This is a genomic window from Glutamicibacter sp. MOO4 (assembly GCF_056934395.1).
The window spans coordinates 1,840,135-1,851,624 of record NZ_CM167800.1; the positions used below are offsets into that span (position 1 = coordinate 1,840,135).

General features: G+C 53.1%; 7 protein-coding genes. 4 read left to right on the forward strand and 3 right to left on the reverse strand.

The features are described from left to right. Window positions 1–155 precede the first annotated feature (155 nt). Window positions 156–1,712, reverse strand: a complete 1,557-nt coding sequence (locus tag AC1Z3F_RS08565; protein ID WP_165477287.1) for an amino acid permease — start codon at window positions 1,710–1,712, stop codon at window positions 156–158. A gap of 449 nt (window positions 1,713–2,161) precedes the next feature. Here AC1Z3F_RS08565 and AC1Z3F_RS08570 point away from each other — a divergent pair, with 449 nt between their 5' ends. The 3 genes from AC1Z3F_RS08570 (at window position 2,162) to AC1Z3F_RS08580 (ending at window position 7,336) form a co-directional block, all read left to right on the forward strand. After that, window positions 2,162–3,403: a THUMP-like domain-containing protein gene (locus AC1Z3F_RS08570; RefSeq protein ID WP_131088723.1), complete on the forward strand. Its 1,242-nt coding sequence runs from the start codon at window positions 2,162–2,164 to the stop codon at window positions 3,401–3,403. 154 nt (window positions 3,404–3,557) lie between these two features. After that, entirely contained in the window at window positions 3,558–4,700 is a 1,143-nt protein-coding gene (locus AC1Z3F_RS08575; RefSeq protein WP_131088724.1) for a glutamate--cysteine ligase, read from the forward strand. Window positions 4,701–4,918: 218 nt separating this feature from the next. Next, window positions 4,919–7,336, forward strand: a complete 2,418-nt coding sequence (locus AC1Z3F_RS08580) for a DUF262 domain-containing protein (RefSeq protein WP_131088725.1) — start codon at window positions 4,919–4,921, stop codon at window positions 7,334–7,336. Between the two features lie 89 nt (window positions 7,337–7,425). Here AC1Z3F_RS08580 and AC1Z3F_RS08585 read toward each other — a convergent pair whose 3' ends face one another. Beyond that, complete coding sequence (locus AC1Z3F_RS08585; protein ID WP_242632543.1) at window positions 7,426–7,893, reverse strand: MarR family winged helix-turn-helix transcriptional regulator; 468 nt, start codon at window positions 7,891–7,893, stop codon at window positions 7,426–7,428. Window positions 7,894–7,898: 5 nt separating this feature from the next. Next, window positions 7,899–10,181, reverse strand: coding sequence for an MFS transporter (locus AC1Z3F_RS08590; protein ID WP_262199648.1), 2,283 nt, complete (start codon window positions 10,179–10,181; stop codon window positions 7,899–7,901). 452 nt (window positions 10,182–10,633) lie between these two features. Between AC1Z3F_RS08590 and AC1Z3F_RS08595 the strand changes: the two genes are divergently transcribed. Next, window positions 10,634–11,464: a fumarylacetoacetate hydrolase family protein gene (locus AC1Z3F_RS08595; RefSeq protein WP_483565545.1), complete on the forward strand. Its 831-nt coding sequence runs from the start codon at window positions 10,634–10,636 to the stop codon at window positions 11,462–11,464. Window positions 11,465–11,490: the final 26 nt, after the last annotated feature.

Consider the following 11,490-nt stretch of genomic DNA (forward strand, 5'->3'; position numbering starts at 1 on the left):
TGCGCCCTATGGCATTGGACCAACCGTCGTCGCGGTGCCAGTTGGTGGTATCCAGTCAGGCGGTGGTTCCACACCCAATAAAGTGTGCAGAACTTCCAACACTGACTTTAGGACGTGCTTTAGCACTCGGTCAAGGCGAGTGCTAACGAATGCCCTTAGTTCGTCACACCGGTTCGCGCAGAGCGCACAGCAGCCGACTCTTCGATGTCCTCCGGAGCCGAAAGATCGATCTGTTCAAGGGTGACCATCTTTGACTTAGTGACCAACCGGTGCCCCAACCACAGCCCGAGGAATAGTGGCAGACCAATGTAGGCGGACAGTACTTCCAGGCCATGACCGGCTAATACCGCCTGATAGTTCTGTCCAACAATCACGGCAATAAGCATTATGAACGCCACGATAGGACCCAAGGGGAACAATGGTGCACGGTACGGAAGATCTTTGACGCTATAGCCCTGCGCCAAATAGCCGCGCCGGAAGCGGTAGTGTGATGCGGCGATGCCTACCCAGACAATAAATCCGCATAGTCCGGAGACGTTGAGCAACCAGGTGTAGGCGGCACCCTGCCCTACCAGTGCGGTCAGGAACCCAAACAGACCCACCGCTGCCGTAGCCATCAGAGCGATAATCGGAACACCGCGGGAATTGGTGCGTCCAAAAATCTTGGGAGCCTTTCCGTCATGGGCCATGGAGTAGAGCATGCGGGTAGAGGCATAAAGACCGGAGTTCCCGGCAGAGAGAATCGCTGTAAGAATCACTGCGTTCATTGCTGCCGCAGCAAAGGCAATGCCTGCGCGTTCAAAGACCAAAGTAAAAGGTGAGGAAGCAACATCCGCTTCACCGCTGGCCAACAGGCTGGGGTCAGCAAAAGGAATGAGGCAACCGATGATGAAGATGGCACCGATGTAGAAGAGCATGATGCGCCAGAAGACTCGGCGGATTGCTTTGGGAACTTCTCGGCGGGGGTCCTTAGCTTCACCGGCAGCAACACCCACCAGCTCGGTGCCTTGGAAAGAGAAACCGGCAATCATGAATACTGAAAGAATGGACAGCCAACCACCATGGAAGACTTCTTTGCCTTCCCTCCAGTTGGCCAGTGGGTCACTTTGCGTTCCGAGCACTCCGAAGATCATCAACACGCCAGCAGCCAAGAAAGCTACCACGGTGGCAACTTTGATCATGGCCAACCAGAACTCACCTTCGCCGAAAGCTTTGGCCGAGAGCGCGTTTAGTGCCGTTAGCGCCACGAGGAATACTGCAGCCCAAATCCAGCCCGGAACATCGGGCAACCAGAAGCTCATGACGATGCCGGCGGCTACAAGTTCAGCAGCAACGGTGATGGCCCAGTTGAACCAGTAGTTCCAGCCAATGGCGAAGCCGAACGAGGGTGAAACAAATCGGGTAGCGAAGGTTTGAAAGGAACCAGCCACCGGGAGCTTGGCAGTCATCTCCCCCAGTGATTGCATCAACAGGTAGACCATCAGGCCGACTGCCGCATAGGCCACCAAAGCGCCGCCAGGTCCAGCCTCCGCGATGGTTCCACCCGAGGCGACAAACAAGCCGGTACCGATAGACCCACCGATGGCAATCATCTGTAGGTGGCGACTACTCATGCCGCGCTTGAGTTGGTTTTGAGCCAGTGGCGCAGGGTCGTTCAGGTCCCCGACACTTGTTGGCAATTGATTGCTCGACGTCGTTGTCGTTCGCTGCATAGATTTCTTCACAGGTGCCATGGAACACCAAACCATGACCGAATGCGACCTGAGTCACTTCAGTTTTCCTCTATGCACTTCGCCTTTATCGCGCAACACGAGCAATCTGGCTTCGCAGCTCGCTAACTCGAACGACTGACTCTAAATCAGCCAAAGCTCTACCCGCCAGAAACATTTGAAGGATGCAACAAAGCATTACGCTTTCTAAACAAATGGCACTCCATGAAACAGCTTCGCTTAGCCAGCCAAGAATCACGCTTCACAGTTTGAACCCAAATGCCCTGACTCCGATCTCTCCCGAGGCGTGGGCAGCACCCGATTGCACCGACCTTCAAGACCATCAAGAGAATCTGAATATGACGCCGTAGTGTCACATAGGTCACATCGCCCAACTGGAGGCAACAGGCTTCTAGACAAAACAAGCAAACTATCAACGCTAGGCTTGAGACATGGCTCAGGCTTCTAACGACTCAACGCTCAACGAACAATTCGCCGCTCTGCTTTCTGCAGAAGGCTGGCAATTGCTTTCCACCATTGATCCATCCATGGTCTCTTCCAAGGATGCAGCGTGGACCCTGAATGAAAAACTGCGCAAGGACGGGCACGCACCAGAAGTGGTTCGTGCGGTCATTGCCCAGTCCGAGCTTCGTTACAAAGCCCGCGTCAAGTTTGGCCCTTTTGCTGACTCGTTGATTTTCACTCCGGCCGGTCTGGAACAGGCCACCCGGCTGACCATCGCCGGGCTACATGCCCAACGCTTCACCAAGGCTGGCGCAACCCACGTGGCTGACCTCGGCTGCGGTATTGGTACTGACTCGATTGCACTGGCAAGTGCCGGACTGCAGGTCACCGCGGTAGAAAAAGATGAAACCACCGCGGCAGCAACCACGTTGAACCTGATGCCATTTGAGAATGCCAAGGTTGTGCACGGTGGAGCTGAGGAAACAGACCTGACTGGAATTGACGGAGTCTGGCTTGATCCGGCACGCCGAACCGATGTCGCCGGTAGTACCCGCAGACTCTTTGACCCAGAGGCCTTCTCCCCTCCCCTGTCTTTTGTTGAGAAACTGGTTGATTCCGGACTAGATGTTGGCGTGAAGCTTGGCCCAGGCCTGCCCCACGATGCCATTCCTGCGAATGCAGAATCTGTGTGGATTTCTGATCACGGATCAGTCATTGAAGCGTGCCTCTGGTTTGGCAAACTCAAGCGTGAGAACGTGGCTCGCGCTGCTCTGGTCATCGACAAAGATGGCGCTCATGAATTGACGAGCCCTGTGGCGGACAAAGATGACAAGTTAGCTGAAGTTGGTGAACTGGCTGCGCACATCTATGAACCCGATGGTGCGGTGATCCGTTCTCATCTGATTTCAAAGCTTTTGGAAAGCACCGGAGGGCATCTGCTTGATGAGCACATTGCCTACTTCACGCATGAAGATAAGATCTCCACTCCCTTTGCTCGTGGTTATGAAGTGCTAGCAGTTCACGACTACAACGTGAAGAAACTGCGTAGCTGGGTCAAGGCCAATGGCATTGGCACCTTGGACATCAAAAAGCGCGGAGTTGATGCAACGCCAGAAGAGCTACGCAAGATTCTTCTGGCCGGCGCACCCAAGGGCGCGAAGAACCGAGCAACGCTGATGCTGGCACGTATTGGAGATAAGCGTGTAGCTTTCGAAGTATCACCTCACTAATCTGAGGTGATGCACCTCCCATCGGTTCGCTATCCCAACCGACGAGTTGCAATATATAGAATGGGTATGGAGAAACAACGATTTTCGGTGAATCTCCTGTCCTGTTTGTTCGGCTCCGGAGTGATCCGCCCGAGTAGTCATCACAAGGAGCACCGTGCAGAAAATCGAGTTCGCCAAATCCGCCCAATCCACCATTGGTGTTGAATGGGAAATTGCTCTAGTCGATCGCGAAGACGCGGACTTGTGCTCGGTAGCTGAAGATGTCCTTGACCAGCTCAAGAAAGATGCTGGTCTGAGCCATGAAGATGAGCACCCAACGGTCAAGCCAGAGTTGCTGATGAATACCGTTGAGGTAGTCACCGGTGTGCACAAGACAGTGGCCAGTGCTGCTGAGGAACTTCGCACCAACGTGCGAATGCTCAATGACGTTGCCGGAGACCACGGAGTAGATCTGTACTGCGCAGGCTCCCACCCGTTCGCAGCACCAACGTTGCAGCCGGTCACCGACAAAGACCGCTACGCCAAGCTGATTGACCGCACCCAGTGGTGGGGCCGCCAAATGGTGATCTACGGTGTACACGTTCACGTTGGTTTGGATAGCCGAGATAAGGCCTTGCCTATCACCGATGGCTTGATCAATTACCAGCCACATTTCCAGGCGCTGAGTGCTTCCAGCCCATACTGGGGTGGAGAAGACACCGGCTACGCCTCCCAGCGTTCACTAATGTTCCAGCAGCTTCCGGCCGCCGGCATCCCTTTCCACTTCAATTCATGGTCTGAATACGAAGCACATATCGCAGACATGCTGCATACCGGCGTGATTGATGATGTCTCAGAAATCCGCTGGGACGTACGCCCAGTGCCTCGCTTTGGCACCGTTGAAATGCGCATCTGCGACGGCTTGAGCTCACTAGATGACATTGCGGCAATTACCGCTTTGACCCAGTGCCTGGTTCACGACATGTCAATGTCAATTGAAGCTGGCTACAAGATCCCAATCATGCCTGCGTGGTTCCGCGTTGAGAACAAGTGGCGCGCAGCCCGCTATGGTTTGGACGCCATCATCATCCTGAATGCTCAGGGTGATGAAATGTTGGTGACTGACCACTTGCGTGCAGAAGTCAAGCGCCTTGCTCCCGTGGCCGAACAGCTGGGCTGTTCAGAGGAACTTCAAGGCATCATTCGTCTCATCGAGGCTGGTGCCGAGTACCAGCGTCAGCGTAAAGTCTTTGCCGCTTCCGGTGGGGATTTCAAGGCTGTTGTGCGCGACAACGTTGCACGAATGAAGTCGGTCTAAGAACCTTCGATAGAAAACATCTAGAACGGTGCCTCATGAGATTTCGAAATTTCGAGATTTCATGAGGCACTGTTTGTTTCTATCCGAAGCGGCGCCGACATCCGGTAGCTAATGCAGAATTGGCCTCCTCTACCATCTCTAAAACATTAGCCCTGTGGAATTTCAAGCGATTTTATGCGCTGGTTCGGCCGGAACCACAATATTGCTAAGATTCAGGCATGAGAGGTCAAGTTACTGAAGTTTTCAGAATTTACGATGCGCAGAATAAAGAACTGCTAATTCCGGTCTACCAGCGAAATTACGATTGGAAATCTAAACACTGTGAGCAATTACTTCGAGATCTGATCGATCTCGCGCAGTCAGGTAGACCAAAGCACTTCTTCGGCGCAGTCGTCGGGAAGACTGAAGGTTCTTGGCGATGGGTGGTTATCGATGGACAGCAGCGTCTTACGACGGTTAGCTTGCTAATGTTGGCACTTGCAGACCTCATCACCGCTGGATCCATCGAATCGTCCGATCCGTCACTGGGTACAAAGATCAGAAACAGCTATCTCTTGAACGACGCGGCTTCTCAGCAACCAAGGGTGAAGCTAAAGCCGGTCAAAGACGACGCTGACGCATATCGCAGGCTTTTCGGTCCAGCGTCCGAATACATCGAGTCCTCAAATGTGACCGCCAATTACAGGTACTTTTTATCCCGGATACCTCAACTCGGATTGACGGCTGATCAAGTCTGGGCATCAATCAACAAGCTCGAAGTCATGCATCTCGATTTGGAAGAGCATGATGACCCTCAGAGAATTTTCGAGAGCCTCAATTCCACCGGCTTGGAACTTTCGGAAGCCGACAAGATTAGGAATCTCGTGTTGATGGGGCTTCCTTCAGCAACACAAAACTTGCTGTACGAAGATTACTGGAACCGCATGGAAAAGAACGTGAATTACGATACCGACGCTTTCCTTCGTTGGTATCTAATCACCAAGACTTCCAAGACACCCAAACTGGACCAAGTCTTCGACAGTTTCAAAAAGTTCATAGTCAATGATGAACGCGACATCCAAGCAATCATGTCGGAGATCCGCGATTATTCTGACTACTATAAGCGGATACTCAGCGCAAAAACCGGCTCGGCAATGGTTGACGAACGACTGCGCCGCCTCGCTTTACTGCGCCAAGACGTTACCTTGCCCTTCTTCATGCCACTGATGGCCGAGTACCAGAACGGAACTGTCACAGAAGCTGACTTCGCAGACTCGGTCAGAATCGTTGAGTCTTACCTTTTCCGCCGTTGGGTTTACGGACTGGCAACGAACGCGCTAAATAAGATTTTTGCTCTTCTCTACAAAGACGTCCGTAAATTGAGGAAGCCAAACGATAAGTTCTCAGACGTCCTTGCCTATTTACTTACACGCCGATCGGGTAGTGGTTGGTTCCCCACTGATGAAGATTTTCAGGCCGATTTCCGGACTCGAGACATGTACCGAGTACAATCTGAACGCAGAAAGTACATCTTTGAATGTCTGGAGAACCAAGACTCAAATGATACGCGTGACATAGCTGCCGGGATCGAGAGCGGCAAACTGAGTATTGAACACATCATGCCCCAAACGTTGACTGAAGACTGGCGATCGGACCTAGGTGAAGAAGCCGATGCTATCCACGACGAATGGGCCCATCGAATCGCCAACCTAACGGTTACTGGCTACAACTCTGAGTACTCGAACAGCAATTTCGCCGTCAAGAAAACCCGACCTAACGGATTTAACTTTTCACCGTATCGCCTGAACTCGTTGCTCAAGGAGAGCGATACTTGGGGCTTGGATCAGCTCAATGCCCGCAGTGAGATTTTGACGAAGACAGCGTTGGAATATTGGAGCTACCCATTCTCTAAATTCGAGCCACCGCATGTCCCGGTACCGGTGGAGCCCATGGGCACCGACACAGACTTCACCAACCAGAATGTCATCGGATTTGAGTTTGAAGGTACAAAAGCGACTGTCGCAAACTGGCGTGACTTACTTCTATACGTTCTGAAGGCACTAGTCGAAAAAGATCGCGAAAAGATGTTTTCGTTCGCTAGGACGAATGACGCATTCGTAGAGGCGGCGGCTAGCCCAACGGATCCAACTAGCCTCCGCGAAATTGTACCTGGGCTAAAAGTTAGTACTCACTCCTCAACAGGCGTCAAGGTAGCCTTGCTACGGAAGATTTTCGACTTCATGGACTTAGATCCTGAAGAGCTCTTCATTACCCTACGGTCAACGAAAAACGATGCTGCTCATGCCCAAGAGGAAGTCGAGCTTGAGAGCGAATTTTCGGAAATCACAAAATTCATTGATCAGCTTGAGCCTCTGACTGACACTGAGTCTTCAATTGAAGATACCGCTGACCTCCGTCATGAAATTCGTGAGGCTCTCGAGAAGTTCCGTGTCAGCGAGTGGAACAAATTGCTCGGGACCAAGCCAGCCACGTTCGCCAAAAACGACGAGAATATCGGCGCGGCAAGCGCCGATCAGATTTTTGCGCTTTGCAGCGCAAAGCTCTTCGAGGAAGCAGAATTCGACGGTGAAGCCCTTCACGATATCATCTTGGATGGCTCTCTGATGCGATGGTTCCAGCGACTCAAGACGTTGTAAACCGGCGAATTGAGCCAAAAGGAAACCCGTGGGTGGTAACTGATCAATGATCAGTTACCACCCACGGGTTATGTCTTCTGCGCCGTCGCCTAGGAGACGTGGCTGCTTAGTTCCATTTGTTCCGAATAGCGCGACAACAGTTTCGCTAGATCGGACAAGTCCCGAGGATCCCATTCACTAAACATGTCTGAATACTCAGAACGCGTAGCCTGTTTAATTTCCGCAAAACGCTTCATCGCAAAGTCAGTAGGACTGACTAGATACACGCGTGCATCTTGCTCTGAGCGTTCCACCTGAATCAGACCCCACTGTTTCAAGTCCTTGAGCTGACGAGAAACAACGGACTTGTCCATGTGGCAGTCTGAGACGACTTCAGAGACTGTCACGTCTCCCTTGGGCCCACGCAGCGTGCGCAGTAAGACCATGCGAAGTACGGCGAACCCGGCGCCACGCAGTTCAGGATGAAACTGCGTGGCCGCATTAGCCATGCGTCCTTTGACTATTGGAGCGAGCCTTGCAAAGGCAGCCTCAATGTCATCAAGCGCCGGGCCATTCATTCGGCTCACAACCCTGCGCTCCGAGAATCTTCATCGGTACCGCTTGGCTGCTCGCCAGCTGGCTTTGCAGGTGCCGAAGGCTGAGTACCAGCATCAGCGACCGGCTGTGGTTCAGCAGGAGCGGTAGCTTCGCTCTGTGCTGCGTGGCGTCCTTGCATCCGGCTAACCGCACGGCGTTCGGCCTGCGCTTGGAGACGCAGTTCGTGCTGTGCACGTTCAGTGTCATCCACACGCTCGCCTAGAGCATTTAGCTTCTGATCATAGGACTTCAGAGTGTGAACAGCATTACCTACCTGCTCTTCGATTTGTGCGTGAGCTGCGCGGGCACGCTCTAGCGCTCCCTGCAGTTCCTCAACCATGAATTCTGCGCGGGCAGCTTCATGGTGCACTTCGCTCTCTGCGTTCTGAAGCTTCTGGGCAACGCTTGGTTCGACGTTTTGCTCAGACCCCGTGGTCCCAACGCCTTCACCAGGAAGTGCGTTTCGGTTACGCATGACCTGATCAACTAGGTCGCGCTCATCCATCCGACGGGCCACGTGCAACTGCTTACGCGCTTCGGCCAGCTCTTCTTCAGTTGGCAGCGTTATCGCACCGGTAGCGATGAGTTCTTCGTATCCGCGGCCGCCACGTTCGGCTGGCTCAAGGGCAGCAAGTTCTCCGCCAAGCTCTTCCTCAATCTGCTCGGAAGCAGTCTTCTTGGACAGTGGCTTATTAGGCAGGAAAATTGCACAGATCAGGGTGACGATTGCCAATGGGACAACCAGCAGGAACAAGAAGGCAATGGACTGGCCATAGGCGCTTTCCACGACGGTACGCACTGGTTCACATAGGTCGTTGACGGCTGGAACGGTGCCGCTGGTCAGGGACTTCAAGCTATCTGCACAGTCAGGGTGATCAACAAACATCTGCGGAGCACCGGCAGCCTTGTTGATTTCTTCAAGAATCTTGTCCATACCGGACTTCATTTTGTCGGATACCTGGGTACCAAGCACGGTTCCAAGAACGGAAACACCGATGGTGCCGCCGAGGCTACGGAAGAAGGCAATGGCGCCGGAACCGGAACCGATCATTCGTGGAGGCAGTGAGTTCTGTGTAACCAGAACTAGGTTCTGCATGAGCACACCGGAACCAAGACCAAGCAAGAACATGCCAAGATCCACAAACCACAATGGAGTGTCGTAGTCGATACGCGACATCAGGTAAAGACCAACGGTCAGTACTACGCCGCCGCCTACTACGTACTTCTTCCAGTAACCGGTACGGGAGATCAACTGACCTACAACAATGGCACCAAACATGGAGCCAAGAACCATTGGCAAAGTCTGCAGACCGGAGTGGGTTGGGGTGAAGCCGCGTGAGAGCTGCAGGTACTGACTGAGGAACACGGCGGTACCAAACATGGTCACACCAACGGCAATCGATGCAACGGAGGACAGTGCAAAGGTGCGCTGTGCAAACAGACGCAACGGGATGATTGGTTCCTTGATGCGCAGTTCCCAGAAAACGGTGGCAGCAATTAGTATTGCTGCGGCGGAGACCATGATGATGCTCTCCGAGGAATCCCAAGCGAATCCACCTGAGTCTGCAGTCTTACCGCCCAAGCTGATCCAGATCAGCAAGAGGCTGATGCCGCTAATGATCAGTGCAGCACCGAGGAAGTCGAATTTGGTCTCGCGCTTGACCTGGTTGATGTGCAGGGTTCCCTGGATCAGCAAGAATGCAACAACAGCAAATGGCACACAAACGTAGAAGCACCATTCCCAGCCCCAGCTATCGGCGATAACGCCACCAAGCAGTGGACCACCAATCTGTCCGACGGCCATGACGGCACCCATGATGCCCATGTACTTACCGCGCTCGCGAGGCGAGATGATGTCAGCCATAACCACCTGAACCAGCGCCATCAGGCCACCGGTACCGATGGACTGAATCAGACGCCAGCCGATAAGCCACTTCATAGCGCCTTCGTGCGAGTCGCCACCGATTTGGCTGGAGAAGCCGGCTGCAACGGTACCAACAACGAAGATGATCAAGCCGATTTGTAGCAGCAGCTTGCGGTTAAAGATATCGGAGAGCTTGCCCCAGATTGGGGTGGTCACTGTCATGGACAGGAAGGCCGCAACCAGTACCCAGGTGTACTCGGTGTTGGTACCGCGAAGATCCGCAACGATTTCTGGCATTGGTGTTGCCACCACGGTGGACGAAACCAGAACGGTAAAGATGGCGGCCATGAGGCCGGAGATGGAAAGCATGACCTGAGCGGGCTTCATCGGTGCCGATGATTTCACGCTCGGTTCTATAGGTGGTGCAGAAGTTGACATTACTCAACTATCTAAAAAAGGTTGAGAACTGTCAACCTATTTATTTGAGTCCCAAGAAGGTCTAGATTTACATTGTAAGACTATACTTCGGCTTGATTCCGGGGTTACGTCTCACAACCAACCCCGTTACTGACCAGTAAGTATGTTGGATTTGTTGGCAAGATCACAGCGATTCTAGCTGTCCCGATTCAACAGCTTGCTGGAGTCAGGATCGTGCGTGCCGCACACCCCTTGGTCATAAGGGTCTTCACTTTGGGCATGGCGTTAGTCCGAGCTTCGATACTTTCGTTGAACAGCACAGTAGTGGCCTTTGCGCCATGGATGAGAGGGCCATCACGTCGTTGATGACTCCTTCATCAGTTCCCGTAGCAATGCGACCCAAAGCTAAATGGGCCTGCTCTGGAAGATACGATGTCCTCATGCCTGAAGCTTCATATCGCATTGCCCGCGTCCATCCCAAGGACGCAAAAGACTCACCAATTCCAGAGCAATTCTTTGTACGAAATGACGCGGAGGACTACGACTCCCCCGAGGGTCAAACGTGGACGATCATCGATTCGCCATTCCCGACATCACGAGCAAACCAAAACAGCGCTTCACGCGAGGGTTGGGAAATCGACGATGTCGTCTCACAAGACCAGTTTGATCTACTTGCACCCTGCGCCCCAACCAACGTCTTTGGCATGGCCCATAACACCGGTGCACCAGGCCGCGCCATTCCACCGCAGCCATTCCACAAGGCTGCCAGTTCAGTCATCGGACCGAACCAAACAATTGAGCTAATGAGCTCCGACGCTCGCGTCGAGCCTGAAGCCGAACTGACGATTGTCATTGGCAAACCAGCAAAGAATCTAACACTGGACAATGCTCGCGAGGTTGTTCTTGGTGTAACTATCGGCAATGACGTCACGGACCGTGATGCTCAGAAAGCTGATGAACTATGGATCAGTGCCAAGAGCCCAGATACGTTCACACCACTGGGTCCATGGATTGTTGTTGGTCTAGAGGACCAAGACCTAGAAATAGGAATCGTACACAACGGCGAAGCACTAGAAACCTCGACTACGCAGAACCTCGGTTGGGGCGTCGAAGAGATCTTGGTTTATCACAGTGAATTCTTGACCCTACAGCCTGGTGATGTCATCTTGACGGGCTTCCCTGCCACGAGCCGACGGATCGCGGCTGGCGATGAAGTCACCTGCAAGATTCAGGGAATTGGCGAACTGACCAATCCGGTCATTGCGGTCTAATTGTCTTTGAACACTGAGAAGGGATG

What these genes read in the sequence shown, in the direction of transcription:
- AC1Z3F_RS08565 (WP_165477287.1), bottom strand. Translation starts at nt 1,712, where the DNA reads ATGCAGCGAACGACAACGACGTCGAGCAATCAATTGCCAACAAGTGTC.
- AC1Z3F_RS08570 (WP_131088723.1), top strand. Translation starts at nt 2,162, where the DNA reads ATGGCTCAGGCTTCTAACGACTCAACGCTCAACGAACAATTCGCCGCT.
- AC1Z3F_RS08580 (WP_131088725.1), top strand. Translation starts at nt 4,919, where the DNA reads ATGAGAGGTCAAGTTACTGAAGTTTTCAGAATTTACGATGCGCAGAAT.
- AC1Z3F_RS08585 (WP_242632543.1), bottom strand. Translation starts at nt 7,893, where the DNA reads ATGAATGGCCCGGCGCTTGATGACATTGAGGCTGCCTTTGCAAGGCTC.
- AC1Z3F_RS08595 (WP_483565545.1), top strand. Translation starts at nt 10,634, where the DNA reads ATGCCTGAAGCTTCATATCGCATTGCCCGCGTCCATCCCAAGGACGCA.